Source organism: Streptomyces sp. NPDC050485 (assembly GCF_044458185.1).
In the GTDB taxonomy this organism is placed as follows: Bacteria; Actinomycetota; Actinomycetes; order Streptomycetales; family Streptomycetaceae; genus Streptomyces.
The window spans coordinates 82560-105352 of record NZ_JBITHR010000025.1 but is presented as its reverse complement, the minus strand read 5'-3'; the positions used below and the strand labels follow the sequence as shown (position 1 = coordinate 105352).

Below are 22793 nucleotides of genomic sequence, written 5' to 3'. Positions count from 1 at the left end.
TAAAGTGGAGCAGTGCCCAGGATCCGAGCGGCCTCCGTGGCCGAGCACCGCACCATGCAGCGCGACGCCCTCCTTGACGCCGCACGCTCCCTGCTGTCCGAAGGCGGCACGGAAGCGCTGACCTTCCCCGCCCTGGCCGAGCGCACCGGCCTCGCCCGCTCATCCGTGTACGAGTACTTCCGCTCCCGGGCCGCGGTGGTCGAGGAACTCTGCGCCGTCGACTTCCCGCTCTGGGCCGCCGAGATCGAAGGCGCGATGCAGCGGGCCGAAACCCCCGAAGGCAAGGTCGAGGCGTACGTGCGCCACCAACTCGGCCTCGTCGGCGACCAGCGCCACCGGGCCGTCGTCGCGATCTCCGCCAGCGAGCTCGACGCTGGCGCCCGCGAAAAGATCCGCGCCGCGCACGGCGGCCTCATCGCCATGATCGTCGAAGCCCTGGCCGACCTCGACCACGACCAGCCCCGCCTCGCCGCCCTGCTGCTCCAGGGCATCGTCGACGCAGCGGTCCGCCGCATCGAACAGGGCCCCACAGAACCCCTGACCTCCATCGCGGACGCGGCGGTGGCGATGGCGCTGCGCGGCGTCAGAGGCTGAAGCTTCGGGGAGGGGGCTCCCCCCCGCCCCCTCCCCCCCCCGCCCCCCACCCCCACCCCCTCACCCCGGCTCAACCACCCCCACCACCGGCAGCAGCCGTGATGGCCCTGCCCGGTGCAGCAGGAGCAGCGGGTTGAGATAGGTGTCGCCTCTCAGCAGGCCCCAGTGCAGGCAACCCGTGGGGCAGTGAGAGGGGCCCTCGGAGGTGGTGGCCACCACCTCGCCCGCGGTCACTTCGGTGCCCTGGGTGACCAGGGGGCGTACGGGTTCGTAGGTCGTTCTCAAGGGTGGGGTCGTGGTGCCTGGCAGGGTGATGGTCAGGACTCCTTGGCCTGCTACTTGGCCTGCGAAGGTCACGCGGCCGGTGGCGGCTGCCCGTACCGGGGTCCCGGGGGGTGCGGCGAGGTCGATGCCGCGGTGGCCGGGGCCGTACGGGGTGGCCGGTGGGGCCCAGGGGTGGACGACGGCCGGTGGGACGACCGGCCAGCCGGCTGCGGCCAGGGCGAGGAGGAAGAGTGCTCGGTACATGGGCTCAGGGTCCCGCCGCAGGCCTCCGCGGTGTGGATCTTGGCTCGGAACTGTGGAGTACTGGGCGGTTGTGGACAGCGCCGTCACCCGGCACTGTGCGGGTCCCGTACACTTCTTGTGGCGATCCGGGTCACCGGGTCGACTTCGCACGCCCCGCCAGTGGTCTCACGATCATCGCTGGCCGCGCCTCTCGGTCCTTCGCCCGTCACGGGTTCAGGGCACGGCGTACCGGGGCGTCAGGCGCGGCAGCCGACCGGCCGCCGCGGTAACCGAGTATCTCAAGGAGTACGGCCATGGCCGTCGTCACGATGCGGGAGCTGCTGGAGAGCGGCGTCCACTTCGGTCACCAGACCCGTCGCTGGAACCCGAAGATGAAGCGCTTCATCTTCACCGAGCGCAACGGCATCTACATCATCGACCTGCTCCAGTCGCTGTCGTACATCGACCGCGCCTACGAGTTCGTCAAGGAGACCGTCGCGCACGGCGGCTCCATCATGTTCGTCGGTACCAAGAAGCAGGCGCAGGAAGCGATCGCCGAGCAGGCGACGCGCGTGGGCATGCCCTACGTCAACCAGCGCTGGCTCGGCGGCATGCTGACCAACTTCTCCACCGTCTACAAGCGTCTGCAGCGCCTCAAGGAGCTCGAGCAGATCGACTTCGAGGACGTCGCGGCTTCGGGTCTCACCAAGAAGGAGCTCCTGGTCCTCTCGCGCGAGAAGGCCAAGCTGGAGAAGACCCTCGGTGGTATCCGCGAGATGCAGAAGGTGCCGAGCGCCGTCTGGATCGTCGACACCAAGAAGGAGCACATCGCCGTCGGTGAGGCGCGCAAGCTCCACATCCCGGTCGTCGCGATCCTCGACACCAACTGCGACCCCGACGAGGTCGACTACAAGATCCCGGGCAACGACGACGCGATCCGTTCCGTCACCCTGCTCACCCGCGTGATCGCCGACGCCGTCGCCGAGGGCCTCATCGCCCGTTCCGGCGTGGCCACCGGCGACTCGAAGCCGGGCGAGAAGGCGGCCGGCGAGCCGCTCGCCGAGTGGGAGCGCGACCTGCTCGAGGGTGAGAAGAAGGCGGACTCCGAGGAGTCCGTCGAGGCTGCGGCCCCCGCCGCCGAGGCCGAGAAGCCGGCCGAGGCCGCTGTCGAGGCTCCGGCCGCCGAGGCCGCCGAGGCCGCCGAGGCCACCGAGGCTCCGGCCGCGGACGCCGAGCAGGCCTGACCCCTCACCGGGACCCACAGGTTCGGTAGTTGACGGCGGGGGCCACAAGCCCCCGCCGTCGACCCGTAGCCCCGCAGATCTTCGTAGATCTTTCAGACTCCGAGAGAGAAACACAGACTCATGGCGAACTACACCGCCGCTGACGTCAAGAAGCTCCGTGAGCTCACCGGCGCCGGCATGATGGACTGCAAGAAGGCCCTGGACGAGGCCGACGGCAACGTCGACAAGGCCGTCGAGGCCCTGCGCATCAAGGGTCAGAAGGGCGTCGCCAAGCGCGAGGGCCGTTCTGCCGAGAACGGCGCCGTCGTCTCCGTCATCGCCGAGGACAAGACCTCCGGCGTCCTGGTCGAGCTGAAGTGCGAGACGGACTTCGTCGCCAAGGGTGACAAGTTCCAGGCCGTCGCCGCCGCGCTGGCCGCGCACGTCGCCGCCACCTCGCCGGCCGACCTGGCCGCGCTGCTCGCCTCCGAGATCGAGGCCGGCAAGACGGTTCAGGCGTACGTCGACGAGGCCAACGCCAACCTCGGCGAGAAGATCGTCCTGGACCGCTTCGCGCAGTTCTCCGACGGTTTCGTCTCCGCGTACATGCACCGCACGATGCCCGACCTGCCCCCGCAGATCGGTGTGCTGGTCGAGCTCGACCAGGACAACGCCGAGGTCGCCAAGGGCGTCGCGCAGCACATCGCCGCTTTCGCGCCGCGCTACCTGTCCCGCGAGGACGTTCCGGCCGAGGTCGTCGAGACCGAGCGCCGCGTCGCGGAGGAGACCACCCGCGCCGAGGGCAAGCCGGAGGCTGCGCTTCCGAAGATCGTCGAGGGTCGCGTCAACGGCTTCTTCAAGGAGGCCACGCTCCTTGGCCAGCCGTACGCGCTCGACAACAAGAAGTCCGTCGAGCAGGTTCTGAAGGAGGCCGGTGTCACCCTGAAGCGCTTCACGCGCATCAAGGTCGGCATCTGAGTCTGTTCAGCGTTCGACACTAGACCCCGCTAGGGTCTGAGGCAGTCGTCGGCCGCGCACGCGACAGACGACCGCAGATCTGACGAGGAGGCCATTGCCGCTAGGGACTACGAGTACCCACCGGCAATGGCCTTCTTCGTATGTGCACGAGGAGATCCCCATGAATCAGGGCGCGGACGCCGCCAAGGCCGATCACTCGGCCGACAACAAGCGCGATGACGGCAAGGTGGCCGGGCGCTTCATGCTGAAGCTTTCCGGTGAGGCGTTCGCCGGCGGTGGGGGGCTCGGTGTCGACCCCGACGTCGTGCACAACATCGCCCGCGAGATCGCCGCAGTCGTCCGGGACGGCGCGCAGATCGCCGTCGTCATCGGCGGAGGCAACTTCTTCCGGGGCGCCGAGCTCCAGCAGCGCGGCATGGACCGGGCGCGCTCCGACTACATGGGCATGCTCGGTACGGTCATGAACTGCCTCGCCCTCCAGGACTTCCTGGAGAAGGAGGGCATCGACTCGCGCGTCCAGACCGCCATCACGATGGGTCAGGTCGCCGAGCCGTACATCCCGCTGCGGGCCGTACGCCACCTGGAGAAGGGCCGCGTCGTCATCTTCGGCGCCGGCATGGGCATGCCGTACTTCTCCACCGACACCACCGCGGCCCAGCGTGCCCTGGAGATCGACGCCGAGGCCATGCTGATGGGCAAGAACGGGGTGGACGGGGTCTACGACTCCGACCCCCGCGTCAACACGGACGCGGTGAAGTTCGACGCGCTGGAGTACGGCGAGGTCATCACCCGGGACCTGAAGGTCGCCGACATGACCGCCATCACCCTGTGCCGCGACAACAACCTCCCGATCCTCGTCTTCGAGCTGCTCACGGCGGGCAACATCGCGCGCGCCGTCAAGGGTGAGAAGATCGGCACTCTCGTGAGCGACCAGGGCACCCGGGCCTGACCGGGGGATGGACAATCCCCTGCCGGTCGGACACCGTGCAGGGAACGACGCTGGTTATCCAGGGCCCAAGACCTCAGGTCGCACTGAGAACTCCCGGCCCACCCAAGACATGCAGGAGCAAAGCGTGATCGAAGAAATCCTCCTCGAGGCCGAGGAGAAGATGGAGAAGGCCGTCGTGGTCGCCAAGGAGGACTTCGCCGCGATTCGCACCGGGCGTGCGCACCCGGCGATGTTCAACAAGATCGTGGCGGACTACTACGGCGCGCTGACGCCGATCAACCAGCTGGCCTCGTTCTCGGTGCCGGAGCCGCGCATGGCGGTGGTGACCCCGTTCGACAAGAGCGCGCTGCGCAACATCGAGCAGGCCATCCGCGACTCGGACCTGGGCGTCAACCCGAGCAACGACGGCAGCATCATCCGCGTGAACTTCCCGGAGCTCACCGAGGAGCGCCGCAAGGACTACATCAAGGTCGCGCGCACCAAGGCCGAGGACTCCAAGGTGTCGATCCGCTCCGTGCGCCGCAAGGCGAAGGACGCCCTCGACAAGCTCGTCAAGGACAAGGAGTCCGGCGAGGACGAGGTCCGCCGTGCGGAGAAGGAGCTCGACGACACCACCGCCAAGTACGTGGCGCAGGTCGACGAGCTGCTCAAGCACAAGGAAGCAGAGCTGCTCGAGGTCTGATGAACGACTCTTCCTGGGGGGCTCCGCCGAGACCCGAATACTGGGGAACCCCCGAGGGGCCTTCCCAGGGGGCGTTCCCGGCGGGGTCTGCGTACGATGCGTATGACGCCCCGCCTCTGTCGAGGACGCAGCAGATGCCCGTCGTCCCCGACGCGGGCAGCGATGCCGAAGACCGCGACGAACACGATCCGGGGGCCGCTCGGCTGGGCGGTCCCCTGTTCCGCGACGAGATGCCGCAGGAGCCCATGGCAAGCCCTCCGCCCATCCCGCCCGTGCCCGCGCAGCCGGAGAAGAAGCGGGCAGGCCGCGATCTGCGGGCCGCGATAGGGGTCGGTGTCGGGCTCGGCGCGGTGATCCTCGCGTCGCTGTTCATCGTGAAGGCCGTCTTCGTCGGGGTCATCGCGGTCGCCGTGGTCGTCGGTCTGTGGGAGCTGACCAGCCGCCTGGCCGAGCGCAAGCAGATCAAGGCGCCCCTGGTGCCGCTCGCGGTCGGCGGCGCGGCGATGGTCGTCGCCGGGTACGTCAGCGGCGCCGAGGGCGCGTGGGTCGCCATGGCGCTCACCTCGCTCGCGGTGCTCGTGTGGCGGATGACCGAACCGCCCGAGGGCTATCTCAGGGATGTCACGGCGGGCGTGTTCGCCGCGTTCTACGTGCCGTTCCTCGCCACCTTCGTCGCGATGCTGCTCACCGCTTCCGACGGGCCCTGGCGGGTGCTCACCTTCCTGCTCCTCACGGTGGTCAGCGACACGGGTGCGTACGCGATCGGCTGGCGCTTCGGCAAGCACAAGCTGGCGCCGCGCATCAGCCCCGGAAAGACCCGCGAGGGTCTGTTCGGCGCGGTGTCGTTCGCGATGGTGGCGGGTGCGCTGTGCATGCAGTTCCTGATCGACGACGGCACGTGGTGGCAGGGTCTGCTGCTCGGCGTCGCGGTCGCGGCGAGTGCCACGCTCGGCGACCTCGGCGAGTCGATGATCAAGCGGGACCTGGGCATCAAGGACATGGGCACCCTGCTGCCGGGCCACGGCGGCATCATGGACCGTCTGGACTCCCTGCTGCCCACCGCGCCGGTGGTGTGGCTGCTCCTCGCGATCTTCGTCGGTACCGGCTGACCTGCGCTTTCGTACGGCTTTGAACGGTGAGGGCTCGTCGTCCACAGGACGGCGAGCCCTTTTCCGTACGTCTGAGACACTTGAGGAACCATGCCCAAGCCCGGAGAACTCACTTTCGTCGCCCCCCGCGGAGCCAAGAAGCCGCCGCGGCACCTCGCCGACCTCTCGCCCGCCGAGCGCAAGGAAGCCGTCGCCGCGATCGGCGAGAAGCCGTTCCGCGCCAAGCAGCTCTCGCAGCACTACTTCGCGCGGTACGCCCACGACCCGGCCGAGTGGACCGACATCCCGCTCGCCGCGCGCGGCCGGCTCCAGGAGGAGCTGCTGCCCGATCTGATGTCGGTCGTACGGCACATCTCGTGCGACGACGACACCACCCGCAAGACGCTGTGGAAGCTGCACGACGGGACGCTGGTCGAGTCCGTCCTGATGCGCTACCCGGACCGGGTGACGATGTGCATCTCCTCGCAGGCCGGCTGCGGCATGAACTGCCCGTTCTGCGCCACCGGCCAGGCGGGCCTGGACCGCAACCTGTCGACCGCCGAGATCGTGCACCAGATCGTGGACGGCATGCGCGCGCTGCGCGACGGCGAGGTCCCCGGCGGCCCCGCCCGCCTGTCCAACATCGTCTTCATGGGCATGGGCGAACCGCTCGCCAACTACAAGCGCGTCGTCGGCGCCATCCGCCGTCTCACCGACCCCGAGCCGGACGGTCTGGGCCTGTCCCAGCGCGGCATCACCGTCTCCACCGTCGGCCTGGTGCCAGCGATGCACCGCTTCGCCGACGAGGGTTTCAAGTGCCGCCTCGCCGTCAGCCTGCACGCGCCGGACGACGAGCTGCGCGACACCCTCGTACCGGTCAACACCCGGTGGAAGGTGCGCGAGGTCCTCGACGCCGCCTGGGAGTACGCCGAGAAGTCCGGGCGCCGCATCTCCATCGAGTACGCCCTGATCCGCGACATCAACGACCAGGCGTGGCGCGGCGATCTGCTCGGCCGGCTGCTCAAGGGCAGGCGGGTGCACGTCAACCTCATCCCGCTGAACCCGACGCCCGGATCGAAGTGGACGGCCTCGCGGCCCGAGGACGAGAAGGCGTTCGTCGAGGCGATCGCGGCGCACGGCGTGCCCGTGACCGTCCGCGACACCCGGGGCCAGGAGATCGACGGAGCCTGCGGTCAGCTCGCCGCCTCCGAGCGATAGGGCCCGGGTGCGGCGAAGGGGCCCGTGTAATCTGGCCGGAAACATCTGCATATTCCGACAGGGGAGCGCCACAGCGCTGAGAGTGCGGGACCCGCTTCAGGGAACGGCCCGCAGACCCTCTGAACCTTGCCCCGGTCATTCGGGGTAGGAAGTTCGGCGATTACTCAAGCTGTTGCGCCCTGCCCGCACGACCCCGTGTCGTGCGGGCAGGGCCGCGTCTCTTCCTGGTCATGTCCAGGAGGAATGAAGAAATGCGCAGTACCAAGAGGCTCGCGGCCGGTGCGCTCGCCGCCGCCCTCGGGGTCGCCACGCTCGCGGCCTGCGGCGGCTCGGACGGCAAGAAGACGTCCGGCGCCACGGGCGACAAGACCGTGACGCTGGTCAGCCACGACTCCTTCGCGGCGTCGGACGCGGTGCTCAAGGCGTTCACCGCGCAGACCGGCTACACCGTGAAGGTCCTCAAGAGCGGGGACGCCGGGGCCGCCCTCAACCAGGAGATCCTCACCAAGGGCTCCCCGCGCGGCGACGTCTTCTTCGGCGTCGACAACACACTGCTCTCGCGCGCCCTCGACAACGGCATCTTCACGCCGTACGCCGCCAAGGGCCTGGACCGGCTGCCCGCCGACGTCCAGCTCGACAAGGACCGGCACCGGGTCACGCCCATCGACACCGGCGACATCTGCGTCAACTACGACAAGAAGTACTTCGCCGACAAGAAGCTGGCGCCCCCGCAGTCCTTCGACGATCTGATCAAGCCCGAGTACAAGAACCTGCTCGTCACGGAGAACGTGGCGACGTCCTCTCCCGGTCTCGGCTTCCTGCTCGGCTCGGTCGCCAAGTACGGCGACGGGGGCTGGCAGGACTACTGGAAGAAGCTGAGGGCCAACGGCGTCAAGGTGGTCGACGGCTGGGAGCAGGCGTACAACACGGACTTCTCCGGTTCGGCCGGCGGCAAGAAGGCCAAGGGCGACCGGCCGCTGGTCGTCTCCTACGCCTCCAGCCCGCCCGCCGAGGTGATCTACGCCGACCCGAAGCCCACCGAGGCCCCGACCGGCGTCGCCACCGGCACCTGCTTCCGTCAGACCGAGTTCGCGGGCCTGCTCAAGGGAGCGAAGAACGAGGCCGGCGGCAAGGCGCTCCTGGACTTCCTGATCTCCAAGAAGTTCCAGGAGGACATGCCGCTCCAGATGTTCGTGGACCCGGTCGCCAAGGACGCGGCGGTCCCGCCGGAGTTCACCACGTTCGGCGCGAAGATCACGAACTCGGCGACGGTCGCCCCCGACAAGATCGCCAAGAACCGTGACCAGTGGGTCAAGACATGGTCCTCGCTCGTCCTGAAGTAGGCCGCCCCTGGGGGAAGCTGCGGGGCAACGCGGTGCGGCTGGGCCTGATGGTCCTGCCCGCCGTGTTCTTCGCGCTGTTCTTCGCCTGGCCCGTGGCCGCCATCGTCGGCCGCGGGCTCACGGCGGACGGCGCCTGGCAGTTCGGCCGGATCGCCGAGGTGCTGACCGACCCGGACATCGCGCACGTCCTGTGGTTCACCACCTGGCAGGCGCTCGCCTCCACCGCGCTCACCCTGGTGATCGCACTGCCCGGCGCATACGTCTTCGCGCGCTTCGACTTCCCCGGCAAACAGCTCCTCCGGGCCGTCGTCACCGTGCCGTTCGTGCTGCCGACGGTCGTCGTGGGCACCGCGTTCCTGGCGCTGCTCGGCCGCGGCGGGCTGCTCGACCAGCTGTGGGGGGTGCGCCTGGACACGACGGTGTGGGCGATCCTGCTCGCGCACGTCTTCTTCAACTACGCGGTGGTCGTACGGACCGTCGGCGGCCTGTGGTCGCAGCTCGACCCCCGCCAGGAGGAGGCCGCCAGGGTCCTCGGCGCCTCCCGCCTCGCCGCCTGGCGCAAGGTCACCCTGCCCGCGCTCGGCCCCGCGGTCGCGGCGGCCGCGCTCATGGTCTTTCTGTTCACCTTCACCTCCTTCGGCGTCGTCCAGATCCTCGGCGGCCCCACCTTCTCCACCCTCGAAGTGGAGATCTACCGGCAGACCGCCGAACTCCTCGACCTGCCGACCGCGGCCGTCCTGACGATCGTGCAGTTCGCGGCGGTCGGTGCGGTCCTCGCCGTGCACGCCCGGACGGTGCGCCGCCGCGAGACCGCCCTGAAACTGGTCGACCCCGCCCAGACCGCCCGCCGCCCGCGCGGCGCCGGCCAGTGGACACTCCTGGCATCCGTGCTCGCGGTCGTGGTGCTGCTGATCCTGCTCCCCGTCGGCGTGCTGATCGCACGCTCCCTGGACACCCCCGACGGCTACGGGCTCGGCTACTACCGGGCGCTCCAGACCGCGGGCGACAACGGCAGCTTCCTCGTGCCGCCCATCGAGGCGATCGGGAACTCGGTCCAGTACGCCCTCGCCGCCACCGCGATCGCGCTCGTCATCGGAGGACTGGCGGCGGCCGCCCTGACCCGGCGCGGCAGCGGACGACTCGTGCGGGGCTTCGACGCGCTGCTGATGCTGCCGCTCGGCGTCTCCGCCGTCACCGTCGGCTTCGGATTCCTGATCACCCTCGACAAGCCGCCGCTCGACCTCAGGACCTCCTGGATCCTGGTGCCGCTCGCCCAGGCGCTGGTGGGCACCCCCTTCGTCGTACGGATCATGCTGCCGGTGCTGCGCGCGGTGGACGGGCGGCTGCGCGAGGCGGCGGCCGTGCTCGGTGCGTCCCCGTTGCGGGCCTGGCGCGAGGTGGACCTGCCGCTGGTGCGGCGGGCCCTGCTCATCGCGGCGGGCTTCGCGTTCGCGGTCTCGCTCGGCGAGTTCGGCGCGACCGTCTTCATCGCGCGGCCCGACCACCCGACGCTGCCCGTCGCCGTCGCCCGCCTCCTGGGCCGGGCCGGCGACCTCAACTACGGCCAGGCGATGGCCCTCAGCACGATTTTGATGGTGGTGTGCGCGGTGTCGCTGCTCGTCCTCGAACGCCTGCGGATAGACCACAGCGGGGAGTTCTGATGCTGACACTGGACGGCGTGACGGTACGGTTCGGCGACCGGGCCGCGCTCGACGCGGTCGACCTGGAGGTCGCCGAGCACGAGACGGTGTGCGTGCTCGGGCCGAGCGGCAGCGGCAAGTCGACCCTGCTGCGGGTCGTCGCAGGCCTCCAAGTCCCCGACGGCGGGCGGGTGTTGCTCGGTGGCGCCGACCAGGCCGGGGTGCCCGTGCACAGACGCGGGCTCGGCCTGATGTTCCAGGACCACCAGCTCTTCCCGCAGCGCGACGTCGCCGGGAACGTGGCGTTCGGGCTGCGCATGCGCCGGGCCTCGCGGGACGAACAGGCCCGCCGGGTCGGTGAGTTGCTGGATCTCGTCGGGCTGCCGGGCGCCGAGCGGCGGGCCGTCGCCGCGCTCTCCGGCGGCGAGCAGCAGCGCGTCGCGCTCGCCAGGGCGCTGGCGCCCTCGCCCCGGCTGTTGATGCTGGACGAGCCGCTCGGCCAGCTCGACCGCACCCTGCGCGAACGCCTCGTGGTCGAACTCCGGGCGTTGTTCGGGCGGTTGGGTACGACGGTGCTCGCCGTCACGCACGACCAGGGCGAGGCGTTCGCGCTGGCCGACCGGGTGGTGGTGATGCGGGACGGCCGCATCGCGCAGACCGGTACGCCGCTCCAGGTGTGGCAGCAGCCGGCCTCGGAGTTCGTGGCCCGCTTCCTCGGCTTCGAGAACGTGGTGCCGGCGACGGTGGCGGGGGAGGTGGCGGACACGCCGTGGGGGAAGGTGCCGGTGGCGCCGGGTGCGGCGCAGGGAGCGGTGCGGTTGCTGGTCCGCCCCGCCGGCGTCCGACTCGTACCGGAGCGGGACGGGCTGCCGTGCGCGGTGGTGGCGCGGACGTTCCGCGGCAACCATGTCGCCCTGCGACTGCGGCCGTCCGGCGGGCCGTTGCTGGAGGCGGAGTGCGGGCTGGAATCGGCGCCGGAGGCGGGTGACCGGGTGGGCGTCGCCTTCGCGGCGCCGGGCGTGGTGGTGCTGCCGGCGGGCTGAGGGCGCAGCCGGCCTCCGGGCCGGTGGGGGCTCCGCCCCGGACGCCGCTCCCTAGCTCGTCGGGGTCAGTTCCTTCGCCGGGGCGGGTTCCGCCGAGCCGTGTGTGTCCGGCGAGCCGAACCACGCCACCGCCACCGCTCCCGCCACCGCGAGGACGAAACCCAGGACCGCCATCCACGCGAGGCCCGCGCGGGACGCGTCGCCCAGCCACAGCACCCCGATCGCCCCCGGCAGCACCGTCTCGCCCACCACCAGCGCCGCCGTCGCACCGTTCACCGAGCCGATCTGCAGGGCCACCGTGTGCAGATACATGCCGCCACAACCCGCCACCAGGATCGCGTACAGGGCGGGGTCGGTGAGTAGGGCGCCCGTATCGAAGGGGGCGACGCCGTCCAGGACGCGGACGCCGACGCCGAGCGCGCCGAAGCCGAGGCCGGAGAGCAGACCGGCGAGGATCGCGGCGCGGGCGCCGAGCAGGCGTACCACCACCGTGCCCCCGGCCATCAGGAGCAGCGCGATGGCGAGCAGCCACCAGTGCGTGGCCACCGGGGTGTGCCCGCTGCCCTCGTGGCCCGCGGCCGACGCGAGCAGGACCAGGGCCGAGCAGACCACGCCGATGGACGTCCACTCCGCGCGGCTCAGCCGGATGCCGAGCAGCTTGACGCTGAGGACGGCCGTGATGACCAGGTTCGCGCTGATCACCGTCTGGGAGAGGAAGAGGGGCAGCAGGCGGGCCGCGAGTGCGCCGAGCCCGAAGCCGACGAAGTCGAGGACGGTGCCGACGATGAACTCCCAGGTCGTCGCCGCCTTCGCGGTGGAGGAGAGGCTGGGTCCGCCGTGCTGGGTCCGGTCGCTCGCGGCCGCGTCGCGGCGGGCCGACTTGCGGGATCCGACGGCTTGCAGGACCGAGCCCGTGCCGTAGCAGACCGAGGCGGCTATGGCGGTCAGCAGACCGAGCAGCACGAGTGACTCCCGTTCCTGGCGGGGGCAACCGGTTCGCCCCACTCCGCTTTACCAGACGTTTACTGGTCCTTGGGAGTTGCCTGGGGTTCCGTACTTTTCGGCCCGTCCGCGCTCAGGGCTCGCGGGACATGCGGGCCAGGGCCTCGGGAGCCTCGGAGACGGAGTCGACCAGGGCGACCCGCGCCGCCATCGGGCGTTCCGCGGCCAGCGCCCGGAGCAGCGGCCAGGCGGGCAGGTGCTCCGTCCAGTGCGCCCGGTCGACCAGGACCATCGGCGTCGGGCCGCCCCGCGACTCGTAGTAGTTCGGCGTGGCGTTGTCGAAGATCTCCTGAACGGTGCCGGCCGCGCCGGGCAGGAAGACGACGCCCGCGGTGGAGCGGGCCAGCAGGCCGTCCTCGCGGGTGGCGTTGACGAAGTACTTGGCGATCGCGTTCGCGAAGGCGTTCGGCGGCTCGTGGCCGTAGAACCAGGTGGGGATGCCCACCGAGGTGCCGCCGCGCGGCCATCGCGTACGGACCTCGAAGGCGGCCCGCGCCCAGCGGGACACCGACGGCCCGAACGACGGTTGCCTGGCGAGGAGTTGGAGGGCCGAGCCGAGCATCGCGTCGGCGAAAGGCGCCGCGTACGCGCCGAGGTTCGCGGCCTCCATCGCGCCCGGGCCGCCGCCCGTCGCCACCGTGAACCCTTCGCGGGCCAGGGTGCGGCCGAGCACGGCCGCGCCCTCGTACTCGGCGGTGCCGCGGGCCATGGCATGGCCGCCCATCACGCCCACCACGCGCGCCCCCACGAGGAGCTCGTCCAGGGCGTCGGAGATCGCGTCGTCGTGGATGGAGCGCAGCATCGAGGAGAAGACGTCGCCGTCCGCCTTGGTCTGCTGGTACCAGGCGTAGGAGAGCGCGTCGGGTGTGTGCTCGTACCCCTGGGCGAGGCCCTCGAAGAGCTCGGCGGGGGAGTAGAGCCCGCCCCGGTAGGGGTCGAAGGGCAGCTGCGGGACGGGCGGGAAGACCAGGGCGCCGTCGGCGCGGACCTTCGCCGCAGCGTCCGGCTGCATCGCACAGCCGAGGAAGACCGCGCCCGCCGTGTCGGTGGCGAGCAGCGCGACCGTACGGGCCGTCAGATCGACCGACTGCACCCGGAATCCGGCCAGCGGGCCGCGGGCGACGGCCGTGTCGAACTCGTCGAGCGACTCGATCTCGATGTCGCTGCCCGAAGGGAACTGCACGTCTTCGTTCGGCATCTCGTCATGTTAATGCCGGTCAGTTGCGCAACGGCAGCGCCGCCAGTTCGGCGATCGCCAAGGTCAGCGGCGCGAACACGGCCAGCAGCGCGAGCGCCCTGAGGGCCACGGCGCCGCGGAGCAGCTTCGTCGGGGTGCCGAGGCTCAGCAGCGCGGCCGTGGTCTCGGCGCGGGCGTGCCGGGACTCCAGTGCGGCGGTCAGCAGCGTGGCCACCGTGCAGCTCATCACCAGGGCCGCGCCGAGGCCGGTCATCGGTCCGAAGGGGTGCGGGCCCCGGCCGTCGTACAGTGAGGCCGCCGCGATCGCCCCGGAGGCCACCGCGCACACCACACCCAGCGGGCGCCCGATGCGGCGGGCCTCCGCCATCAGGCCCCGGCCCGCGAGCAGCCGGGCCGCGCCCGGCCGGGCGCTCTGCAGCAGCCGCCCGCTGAAGTGCGCGAGGCCCGGACCCGCCACCGCCAGGCCCAGGGCGGTCAGTGCCCACCCGGCGAGCACCCCGACCGGGCTGCCCTGCGCGTGGCCCGGCATCGGAAGGGCCGAATCCTGGGCGCCACGGCTCAGGTACGACTCGACCGCGAGCCCCGCCGCGACGAGCGTGACGCCCCAGGGCAGCCCGCCGGGTGTCGCCGTGGGCTCCTCGGGGCGGACCGGCTCGTCGGTGTCGGCGGGGCGCCGGGTGCGCGGGCGCAGCGCGACCGAGGCCGCCGCCGAGGCCGCCACCGGCGGGACGGTGAGCAGGGTCAGGGCGCCCGCCAGCGGCATCGGCCGGTCGGCTGCGAGCAGGCCGGCAGCGGTGCCGTCGAAGGGGAGGCCGGTGACGTCGCCGCGCAGATGCAGATACGTCACCAGCGCCACCGCCGAGCCGATCGTGCAGGCCACCGCCGTGGACGCGGCGGCGATCGTGGTCAGCCGGGCCGGGCCCAGGCCCACCGCGGACAGTCCCGCGCGCGGCCGGGTGCTCGGGTCGGTGCGGGCCACGGCGACCGCGAGGTGCACCGAGGCCGCCAGCGGAACCGAGCACCACAGCAGCCGCAGCCCCGCCCCGGAGGGATGGTCGACCGCGTAGCCGAGGGTGCACAGCAGGAGGAAGCCGACCCCGGCCGAGGCCGCCGCCACCACCAGGCGGCGCAGCAGGATCAAGGGATGGGTGCCGCGGGCTAGACGGAGAGCGAGCACGCCTCAAGGCCCTCCGCACCCGAAGTACCGTTGTTTCCGCGGGAGTTGACCCGGCGGCCGTCGATCAGGACCACCGTGCGGTCGGCGAGCGCGGCCACCTCGGTGTCGTGGGTGGCGATGAGCGTGGTGATCTGGTGCGAGCGGGCCGCGGTGAGCAGGGTGCGCAGCACCTGGGCCGCATCGGCGCGGTGCAGGGTCGCGGTCGGCTCGTCCGCGAACAGCACGGCGGGGGAGGTGACCAGGGCGCGGGCGATCGCGAGGCGCTGGCGCTGCGCCTGGAGCAGGACGTGCGGGCGCTTCTTCGCGCACGTGTCGATGTCGAGGCGCTCCAGCCACTCCAGGGCAGCCTTCTTCGCGGTGCGGTGCGCGATGCCGCGCAGCAGCAGCGGCAGGGCCGCGTTCTCCCAGGCGTTCAGTTCGGGGACCAGGGTGGCTTCGGGGCCGATCCAGCCGAAGCGGTCGCGGCGCAGCTGCTCGCGGGCCGCGGCGCCCAGCTTGTGCACCGGGCCGCTGTTGAACCACACCTCGCCCTCGTCGGGCACCAGCTGGCCCGACAGACAGCGCAGCAGGGTCGTCTTGCCGCAGCCGCGCGGACCGCCGACGGCGAGGATCTCGCCCTCGCGGACCTCGACGCTGACGCCGGTCAGAGCGGGCGAGCCACTGTGGGAATGGTGCAGGGAACGCGCCCACAGCACATCGTTGTCCGGCGGAGCCACCATGGTGCATACCTCGGTTCGGATCAGATTGCCTGCTCCTCGTACGGGGGAACGAAGGCGGGGCCGATCGGTCACTGGGCACGCTAGGGAGTGGCGGGTGGCTGGCCGGACAGCACGCGGCCCGGCCGCGCCCATCTCACTCGGATGGGCGCGGCCGGGCCGTGGCACGGACGGTCAGAGCTTCGTCCAAGCCTCCGTCAGAACTTGACGCAGTACGCCCTCGATCTCGTCGAAGGTCTCCTGGGTGGAGATCAGCGGCGGGGCGAGCTGGACGACCGGGTCGCCGCGGTCGTCGGCCCGGCAGTACAGGCCGTTGTCGTAGAGCGCCTTCGACAGGAAGCCGTACAGGACGCGCTCGGTCTCCTCGTCGTTGAAGCTCTCCTTGGTGGCCTTGTCCTTCACCAGCTCGATGCCGTAGAAGAAGCCGTTGCCGCGGACGTCGCCGACGATCGGCAGGTCGTGCAGCTTCTTGAGGGTGTCGAAGAAGGCCCCCTCGTTGTCGAGCACGTGCTGGTTGAGACCCTCGCGCTCGAAGATGTCGAGGTTGGCCAGGCCCACCGCGGCGGAGACCGGATGGCCGCCGAAGGTGTAGCCGTGCAGGAAGGTGTTGTCGCCCTTGTAGAACGGCTCGGCCAGCCTGTCGGAGATGATGCAGGCGCCGATCGGGGAGTAGCCCGAGGTCATGCCCTTGGCGCAGGTGATCATGTCCGGGACGTAGTCGAACTTGTCGCAGGCGAACATCGTGCCGAGCCGGCCGAAGGCGCAGATGACCTCGTCGGAGACGAGCAGCACGTCGTACTTGTCGCAGATCTCGCGGACCCGCTGGAAGTAGCCGGGCGGCGGCGGGAAGCAGCCGCCCGCGTTCTGCACCGGCTCCAGGAAGACGGCGGCGACGGTCTCGGGGCCCTCGAAGAGGATCTCCTGCTCGATCTGGTCGGCGGCCCAGCGGCCGAAGGCGACCGGGTCGTCGCCGTGGATCGGGGCGCGGTAGATGTTGGTGTTGGGCACCTTGTGCGCGCCGGGGACCAGCGGCTCGAAGGGGGCCTTCAGGGCCGGCAGCCCCGTGATGGACAGGGCGCCCTGCGGGGTGCCGTGATAGGCGACCGCACGCGAGATGACCTTGTACTTGGTGTGGTTGCCGGTGAGCTTGTGGTACTGCTTCGCCAGCTTCCACGCGGTCTCGACGGCCTCGCCGCCACCGGTGGTGAAGAAGACCTTGTTGAGGTCGCCCGGCGCGTAGTTCGCGAGGCGCTCGGCGAGCTCGACGGCCTTGGGGTGGGCGTAGGACCAGACCGGGAAGAAGGCCAGCTCCTGCGCCTGCTTGTACGCGGTCTCGGCGAGCTCGTGACGGCCGTGGCCGGCGTTGACTACGAACAGGCCCGACAGGCCGTCCAGGTACTTCTTGCCCTTGTCGTCGTAGATGTAGGTGCCCTCGCCACGGACGATGGTGGGAACGGGCGCGTTCTCGTACGACGACATGCGGGTGAAGTGCATCCACAGGTGGTCGTAGGCGGTCTGGCTGAGGTCCTTGCTCACGGCTATCGGGTTCCCCACATATAGGTCTGCTTCTTCAGCTTGAGGTAGACGAAGCTCTCGGTGGAGCGCACGCCGGGGAGGGCGCGGATCCTCTTGTTGATCACTTCGAGGAGGTGGTCGTCGTCCTCGCAGACGACCTCCACCATCAGGTCGAAGGAGCCCGCGGTCATCACCACGTACTCGCATTCGGCCATGGCCGTCAGCGCCTCCGCCACCGGGTCGAGGTCGCCCTCGACGCGGATGCCGACCATCGCCTGGCGCCGGAACCCCACGGTGAGCGGGTCGGTGACGGCGACGATCTGCATCACGCCCTGGTCGAGCAGCTTCTGGACGCGCTGGCGCACGGCCGCTTCGGACAGGCCCACGGCCTTGCCGATCGCGGCGTACGGGCGGCGCCCGTCTTCCTGGAGCTGCTCGATGATCGCCAGGGACACTGCGTCGACCGACGTTCCGTTGCTGCGACGCGGAGCGTCTCCTTGCGGGGCGGTGGTCGGGGGACGGGAGGGCGATCCGTTCCCGGTCCTGGGGTCTGCGCTTCGACTGGCCACGGGAGCCACTGTGCACCCCGACTCGCCCGTCCCGCAACCCCGAAGCGATGAAATTCGTTGTTCTGTGACCTCCAGGGAACTGAATCCGAAGTTCAGGGGCGTCGGGTCTGTCGAAAGCGTCACCTCACCGACTAGGGTGGGCTGTCTCACCCATCGGACATCGGACCGGGAGGCCAGCGAAGTGACCACCGAACTGCGTCGGCTGCGCACACTACGTAACTACATTGCCGGGGAGTTCCGCGATGCCGCCGACGGGCGGACCATCGAGGTGGTCAACCCGGCCACGGGCCAGGCGTACGCCACCTCGCCGCTCTCCGGCCAAGAGGACGTCGATGCCGCCATGGCGGCCGCCGCCGCGGCCTTCCCGGCCTGGCGCGACACCACCCCGGCCGAGCGCCAGCGCGTCCTGCTCAAGATCGCGGATGCCTTCGAGGAGCGCGCCGAGGAGCTGATCGCCGCCGAGTCGGAGAACACCGGCAAGCCGATCGAGCTCACCCGCAGCGAAGAGATCCCGCCGATGGTGGACCAGATCCGCTTCTTCGCGGGCGCGGCCCGGATGCTCGAAGGCCGCAGCGCCGGCGAGTACATGGAGGGGATGACCTCGATCATCCGCCGCGAGCCGGTCGGTGTCTGCGCGCAGGTCGCGCCGTGGAACTACCCGATGATGATGGCCGTGTGGAAGTTCGCCCCGGCGCTCGCCGCGGGCAACACCGTCGTCCTCAAGCCGTCCGACACCACCCCGGCCTCAACTGTGCTGATCGCGGAGATCATTGGGGCGATCGTCCCCAAGGGCGTCTTCAACGTCATCTGCGGCGACCGCGACACCGGCCGCGCGATGGTCGAGCACAAGACCCCGGCGATGGCCTCCATCACCGGCTCCGTACGGGCCGGCATGCAGGTCGCCGAGTCCGCCTCCAAGGACGTCAAGCGCGTCCACCTGGAGCTGGGCGGCAAGGCCCCGGTCGTCGTCTTCGAGGACGCCGACATCGCCAAGGCCGTCGAGGACATCGCGGTCGCCGGGTACTTCAACGCGGGCCAGGACTGCACGGCCGCGACCCGCGTGCTCGTGCACGAGTCGATCCACGACGACTTCGTGACCGCGCTCGCCAAGGCCGCAGCCGAGACCAAGACCGGGCAGCCCGACGACGCGGACGTGCTGTACGGCCCGCTCAACAACGCCAACCAGCTCAAGCAGGTCTCCGGCTTCATCGACCGGCTGCCCGCGCACGCCAAGGTCGAGGCGGGCGGCCACCGGGTCGGCGAGCAGGGCTACTTCTACGCCCCGACCGTCGTCTCCGGCCTCAAGCAGGACGACGAGATCATCCAGAACGAGGTGTTCGGGCCGGTCATCACCGTCCAGTCCTTCACCGACGAGGCCCAGGCCCTGGAGTACGCGAACGGCGTCGAGTACGCGCTCGCCTCCTCGGTGTGGACCAAGGACCACGCGCGCGCCATGCGGATGTCCAAGAACCTGGACTTCGGCTGCGTCTGGATCAACACCCACATCCCGCTGGTCGCCGAGATGCCCCACGGCGGATTCAAGAAGTCCGGCTACGGCAAGGACCTTTCGGCGTACGGCTTCGAGGACTACACCCGCATCAAGCACGTGATGACGTCCATCGAGGGCTGAGCCGCGGCCCGAACGCACACAAGGGGCGGGGGAGTTGTTCCCCCGCCCCTTCTCGCTGCCCCGCGCCCCCCGACAGGGTGTCTGGCCGGGGGCGTACGGCTGTACGCAGCGTCCATTGAAGCGGGCGGGCGCGGGCGGGCATCCTGCGGGAATGCCACCGACCGCGTACCGCGCCAGCAGCCCGTTCACCCGCCGCAGCCTCCTGCGCGCCCTCGGCGGCGGGGCCGCGCTGGCCGCGCTGGCCGGCTGTGGGGTCCCCGCGGCGTACGTCGAACCCGGCGAGCGGGCCGGGCGCGACCGCTCGGCGGACGACAGGAGCCTCACCTTCGCCAACTGGCCGCTCTACATAGACGTCGACGACAAGGACCCCGCCAAGCGGCCGACCCTCGACGCGTTCACCAGGAGCACCGGGATCTCCGTCACGTACACCGAGGAGATCAACGACAACGACGAGTTCTTCGGGAAGATCAGCCCGGCGCTGATGAACCACCAGGAGACCGGCCGGGACCTGATGGTCATCAGCGACTGGATGGCGGCCCGGTTCGTGCGGCTCGGCTGGGTGCAGGAGATGGACCGCGCCAAGCAGCCCAACGTGGCCAGGTACCTCGACCCCCAACTGCGCACGCCCGCCTTCGACAACGGGCGGCTGCACAGCGTCCCGTGGCAGTCCGGGATCACCGGCATCGCGTACAACAGGAAGAAGCTCGGACGCGAGATCAAGCACGTCAGCGATCTGTGGGACCCGCGGCTCGCGGGCAAGGTGACGCTGTTCTCCGGCCTCGACGAGTCCTTCGCACTCCTGATGCAGGGCGACGGCGTCGACATCACCAAATGGACCGCGGCCGACTTCCACCGGATGTGCGACCGGGTCCAGAAGCTGGTGGCGAAGAAGCAGATCCGGCGCTTCACCGGCAACGACTACACCAGCGACCTCAACAAGGGCGACGTACTGGCCTGTCAGGCCTACAGCGGCGATGTGTTCCAGCTCAAGGCGGACAACCCCGACATCGAGTTCGTGGTGCCCGAGGAGGGCGCGGAGCTGTGGGCCGAGTCGATGATGATCCCCAACCTGGCCCGCCACAAGGCCAACGCGGAGGCGCTGGTCGACTACTACTACGACCCCCACGTGGCCGCGGAACTGGCCGCCTCGGTCAACTACGTCTGCCCGGTCCCGGCCGCCCGCGAGGTCCTCGCCGCCTCCAAGGACAAGGACCGGGCCGCACTCGCCGAAGACCCGCTGATCTTCCCGGACGACGCGATGCGCAAGAGGCTCGCGATCGCGCGGGACATCACGTCGGAGGAACGGGTGGAGTTCGCGAAGCGGTGGAACGCGATCGTTGGGCTGTAGCCGGCCGGCAGCGGCCGGACGAGACGCCCGCCGGCGTCCAGTAGCCGGTGTTCGTCGAGGAAACCCGGGGACCGGCGGGACAATTGATCCATGGGGACTGTGACAGCGCTGTACCGGTATCCGGTGAAGTCGATGCTGGGCGAGGCCGTGATCGCCGTGGCGGTCACGGAGAGCGGGCTCTTCGGGGACCGGGTGTGCGCCGTGCTCGATGAGACGGGCGCGGTGGGCAGCGCCAAGCATCCGCGGAAGTGGGGGGCCCTGCTGGGCTGCCGCAGCCGGATGGACGACACCGGCGCGGTCGAGGTCGTGCTGCCGGACGGGACCGCCCTGCCCGCTGAAGACCCCGGTCTGGACGCGCGATTGTCCCAGTTGATCGGCCGTCGGGTCCGCGTCTCGGCCGTCGTGCCGGAGCGAGGCAGGCTGGAGCGCGCCGTACCCGAGTACGAGGGCGGAGTCCCGGAGGCCGTCCGGGAGTCGGCCTTCGTCGATGCGACCGGGGAGAGCATCACATCGGGCAGCGTTTCCCCGGGGACCTTCTTCGACTTCGGCCGGGTCCATCTCGTCACCACGGCGTCACTGACCCGGATGCGAACCGTCCATCCGGCCGGGGACTTCGACGCGCGCCGCTTCCGCCCGAACCTTGTCGTGGACACCGGTGAGGGGCCGGGCTTTCCCGAGGACGCCTGGCTGGGATCACACCTGCGCGTGGGGGAGGCACTCCTCCGGGCTGTCGTGCCCACGCCGCGCTGTGTGGTCCCCACCCTTGGCCATGACGAACTGCCGCCGGACCCCGGCATCATGCGTGCCGTCGCCCGAGCGCACCGCGTACCGGTTTTCGACCTGGGCAGGCTGTCCTGCCTCGGCGTGTACCTCGACGTGCTGGAGGCGGGCACGGTCCGCGTGGGCGACGCGATCACGCTGCAGGAGGCTTCGTGACGCGGGCCGGGCAAGTGAGCCCACGACGGTGATCGACATGTCCTTCGGGGCGTTCGGAGGGATCCCGCTGTACATGGTGCGCTGCAAGAGCAAGGCGCTGGAGGCGATGGCGGTGGGGGAGCCGGCGGCGGTGCCCGCCGTGGCGTGAGGTGACGGGTGGTCAGGAGGGCTCCGGGGCCCCGAAGGTGGCGATCATGACGCGCATCGCGGTGCGGTTCATGTCCGAGCCCTTCGCGTCCGTGGAGTTGACGCTGTAGACCAGGGTCCGCGCGAGGGCGCCGGTGGGGGAGAACGCGGCCGCGATCACCGTGTTGTAGCCCCAGCGGCCGCCCGTCTTGCCCCACACGTCGCGCCCGCCGAGCCGCATCGTCGACAGCCCCACGCTGTACGCGGCCGGTTTGCCGGTGGTCACCTCGCGCACGGACGGGCCGGGCAGCGTGAACATCTCCTTCAGCTGTGGTCCGCGCACCACCCGGCCGGTGAACAGGGCGCGAGTGAAGCGCTCCAGGTCCGCCGTGGTGGAGATCAGATCGCCCGCAGCCCAGGTGTCCCCCTCGCCCCACACCGTGACGTCCCGCAGCTCGGTGGAGCCGTCCGGCCCGGCGAAGACCTGGTAGCCGTGGTTGTGCGGGCCGCGGATGGTGGGGTCGGCGCCCGGAGCGCAGGTGTCGTTCAGGTGCAGCGGCCGCAGGATGCGGGTGGTGAGCTGGTGGGCGTAGGAGTCGCCGGTGACCCGCTCGACCAGCAGACCGGCCACGGTGTAGCCGATGTTGTCGTAGTGCTGCTCGGTGCCGGGCGCGAAGTCCGGCTTCTGCGCGGTCGCCTCGCGCACCACGTCCGCCGGGTCGCGGCTCTCGAAGCGGTGAGCGTACAGATACTCCCGGGAGTCGTCGGGCGAGCCGGCCGACGGGATGCCGCTGGTGTGGTTGAGCAGCTGGCGCACCGTCACCTTCGCGTACGCCGCCGGGATCAGATCGGGCAGGTAGGCGCGCACCGGGCGGTTCAGGTCGACCCTGCCCTCGCCCGCGAGTTGCAGCACCACGGCCGCGGTGAAGACCTTGGTGACCGAACCCGCCCGGAAGCGGGCGTCCGGGTCGGCTGGGCGGTTGCTCGTCAGATCGTGCACCCCGGCGCTGCCGCGCCAGGTCCCCTCGGCGCCGCCGACCCGCACCAGCGCCGCGGTCGCGTCCGCGCCCGGCTTCCCGGCACCTGCGATGGCCGCGCGCAGGGCGGCCGTGTCGAGGCTGCCGCTGTCCTGGTGGCTCGCGGCCAGGTGCGCCCCGGGCGCCGGGGCCGCAGCCGTGGCCGGGCCCGCGGCGACCCCCAGGACGAGAGTGGTGGCGATCAGGGTGGTGCGGGTGCGGGCGTTCATGAGGTGGTCTCCGTGATCCGGGCGGTCCGTCGTGCTGATGGACACCATCCTGCTGATCACGGGCG

21 protein-coding genes and 1 riboswitch are annotated in these 22793 nt (G+C 70.7%); of the genes, 13 read left to right on the top strand and 8 right to left on the bottom strand.

Going from position 1 to position 22793, the window contains the following annotated elements; all coding sequences use genetic code 11:
* The first annotated feature begins 36 nt into the window (after window positions 1-36).
* Window positions 37-594: a TetR/AcrR family transcriptional regulator gene (locus ACIBK6_RS34780; RefSeq protein WP_399056232.1), complete on the top strand. Its 558-nt coding sequence runs from the start codon at window positions 37-39 to the stop codon at window positions 592-594.
* Between the two features lie 60 nt (window positions 595-654).
* On the opposite strand, the gene ACIBK6_RS34775 is transcribed toward ACIBK6_RS34780, so the two are convergent.
* Entirely contained in the window at window positions 655-1122 is a 468-nt protein-coding gene (locus tag ACIBK6_RS34775) for a M23 family metallopeptidase (protein ID WP_399056215.1), read from the bottom strand.
* A 293-nt stretch (window positions 1123-1415) separates the two neighbouring features.
* Here ACIBK6_RS34775 and rpsB point away from each other — a divergent pair, with 293 nt between their 5' ends.
* From rpsB to ACIBK6_RS34730, 9 genes are all read left to right on the top strand, one after another.
* Entirely contained in the window at window positions 1416-2345 is a 930-nt protein-coding gene (gene rpsB, locus ACIBK6_RS34770; protein WP_399056213.1) for a 30S ribosomal protein S2, read from the top strand.
* 120 nt (window positions 2346-2465) lie between these two features.
* Window positions 2466-3302 carry a translation elongation factor Ts gene (gene tsf, locus ACIBK6_RS34765; RefSeq protein ID WP_399056211.1) on the top strand — a complete coding sequence of 279 codons (837 nt, stop codon included), beginning with the start codon at window positions 2466-2468 and terminating at the stop codon, window positions 3300-3302.
* Window positions 3303-3462: 160 nt separating this feature from the next.
* Window positions 3463-4251 carry a UMP kinase gene (gene pyrH, locus ACIBK6_RS34760; RefSeq protein ID WP_399056209.1) on the top strand — a complete coding sequence of 263 codons (789 nt, stop codon included), beginning with the start codon at window positions 3463-3465 and terminating at the stop codon, window positions 4249-4251.
* Between the two features lie 124 nt (window positions 4252-4375).
* Window positions 4376-4933 carry a ribosome recycling factor gene (frr, locus tag ACIBK6_RS34755; RefSeq protein ID WP_399056207.1) on the top strand — a complete coding sequence of 186 codons (558 nt, stop codon included), beginning with the start codon at window positions 4376-4378 and terminating at the stop codon, window positions 4931-4933.
* On the top strand, window positions 4933-6042 hold the full coding sequence (locus ACIBK6_RS34750) for a phosphatidate cytidylyltransferase (RefSeq protein ID WP_399056205.1): 1110 nt from the start codon (window positions 4933-4935) through the stop codon (window positions 6040-6042). The genes frr and ACIBK6_RS34750 overlap by 1 nt, the downstream gene beginning before the upstream one ends.
* Before the next feature lie 90 nt (window positions 6043-6132).
* Window positions 6133-7239 (top strand): 23S rRNA (adenine(2503)-C(2))-methyltransferase RlmN, encoded by a 1107-nt coding sequence (gene rlmN / locus ACIBK6_RS34745; RefSeq protein ID WP_399056202.1) that lies wholly within the window; start codon window positions 6133-6135, stop codon window positions 7237-7239.
* Window positions 7240-7288: 49 nt separating this feature from the next.
* A riboswitch (TPP riboswitch) is annotated at window positions 7289-7408 on the top strand.
* Between the two features lie 82 nt (window positions 7409-7490).
* Entirely contained in the window at window positions 7491-8582 is a 1092-nt protein-coding gene (locus tag ACIBK6_RS34740; protein ID WP_399056199.1) for a thiamine ABC transporter substrate binding subunit, read from the top strand.
* 47 nt (window positions 8583-8629) lie between these two features.
* Window positions 8630-10243, top strand: coding sequence for an ABC transporter permease (locus ACIBK6_RS34735; protein WP_399056230.1), 1614 nt, complete (start codon window positions 8630-8632; stop codon window positions 10241-10243).
* A complete protein-coding gene (locus ACIBK6_RS34730; protein ID WP_399056197.1) occupies window positions 10243-11265 on the top strand; it encodes an ABC transporter ATP-binding protein in 1023 nt (340 codons plus the stop codon). The genes ACIBK6_RS34735 and ACIBK6_RS34730 overlap by 1 nt, the downstream gene beginning before the upstream one ends.
* Before the next feature lie 51 nt (window positions 11266-11316).
* On the opposite strand, the gene ACIBK6_RS34725 is transcribed toward ACIBK6_RS34730, so the two are convergent.
* The 6 genes from ACIBK6_RS34725 to ACIBK6_RS34700 all read right to left on the bottom strand — a co-directional run bounded on the left by ACIBK6_RS34725 (window position 11317) and on the right by ACIBK6_RS34700 (window position 17442).
* Window positions 11317-12228, bottom strand: a complete 912-nt coding sequence (locus tag ACIBK6_RS34725; protein WP_399056195.1) for a hypothetical protein — start codon at window positions 12226-12228, stop codon at window positions 11317-11319.
* A gap of 112 nt (window positions 12229-12340) precedes the next feature.
* Window positions 12341-13465: an LOG family protein gene (locus ACIBK6_RS34720; RefSeq protein ID WP_399056193.1), complete on the bottom strand. Its 1125-nt coding sequence runs from the start codon at window positions 13463-13465 to the stop codon at window positions 12341-12343.
* Window positions 13466-13484: 19 nt separating this feature from the next.
* Entirely contained in the window at window positions 13485-14642 is a 1158-nt protein-coding gene (locus tag ACIBK6_RS34715) for a hypothetical protein (RefSeq protein ID WP_399056191.1), read from the bottom strand.
* Window positions 14624-15361, bottom strand: a complete 738-nt coding sequence (locus ACIBK6_RS34710; RefSeq protein WP_399056189.1) for an ABC transporter ATP-binding protein — start codon at window positions 15359-15361, stop codon at window positions 14624-14626. Before ACIBK6_RS34710 ends, ACIBK6_RS34715 begins: the two co-directional genes overlap by 19 nt.
* A gap of 171 nt (window positions 15362-15532) precedes the next feature.
* The gene (locus ACIBK6_RS34705) at window positions 15533-16912 is read right to left on the bottom strand and encodes an aspartate aminotransferase family protein (RefSeq protein ID WP_399056187.1); all 1380 of its coding nucleotides are present in this window, start codon (window positions 16910-16912) and stop codon (window positions 15533-15535) included.
* Window positions 16897-17442 carry an Lrp/AsnC family transcriptional regulator gene (locus ACIBK6_RS34700; RefSeq protein ID WP_399056184.1) on the bottom strand — a complete coding sequence of 182 codons (546 nt, stop codon included), beginning with the start codon at window positions 17440-17442 and terminating at the stop codon, window positions 16897-16899. Before ACIBK6_RS34700 ends, ACIBK6_RS34705 begins: the two co-directional genes overlap by 16 nt.
* Window positions 17443-17623: 181 nt before the next feature.
* On the opposite strand from ACIBK6_RS34700, the gene ACIBK6_RS34695 reads away from it, so the two are divergent.
* The 3 genes from ACIBK6_RS34695 to ACIBK6_RS34685 all read left to right on the top strand — a co-directional run bounded on the left by ACIBK6_RS34695 (window position 17624) and on the right by ACIBK6_RS34685 (window position 21356).
* The gene (locus tag ACIBK6_RS34695; protein ID WP_399056181.1) at window positions 17624-19072 is read left to right on the top strand and encodes a gamma-aminobutyraldehyde dehydrogenase; all 1449 of its coding nucleotides are present in this window, start codon (window positions 17624-17626) and stop codon (window positions 19070-19072) included.
* Between the two features lie 151 nt (window positions 19073-19223).
* Window positions 19224-20420 (top strand): spermidine/putrescine ABC transporter substrate-binding protein, encoded by a 1197-nt coding sequence (locus tag ACIBK6_RS34690; protein ID WP_399056179.1) that lies wholly within the window; start codon window positions 19224-19226, stop codon window positions 20418-20420.
* Between the two features lie 90 nt (window positions 20421-20510).
* Window positions 20511-21356 carry an MOSC domain-containing protein gene (locus ACIBK6_RS34685; protein ID WP_399056177.1) on the top strand — a complete coding sequence of 282 codons (846 nt, stop codon included), beginning with the start codon at window positions 20511-20513 and terminating at the stop codon, window positions 21354-21356.
* A gap of 160 nt (window positions 21357-21516) precedes the next feature.
* Here the strand turns inward: ACIBK6_RS34685 and ACIBK6_RS34680 are convergent, their stop codons facing one another.
* On the bottom strand, window positions 21517-22728 hold the full coding sequence (locus ACIBK6_RS34680; protein WP_399056175.1) for a serine hydrolase domain-containing protein: 1212 nt from the start codon (window positions 22726-22728) through the stop codon (window positions 21517-21519).
* Window positions 22729-22793: the final 65 nt, after the last annotated feature.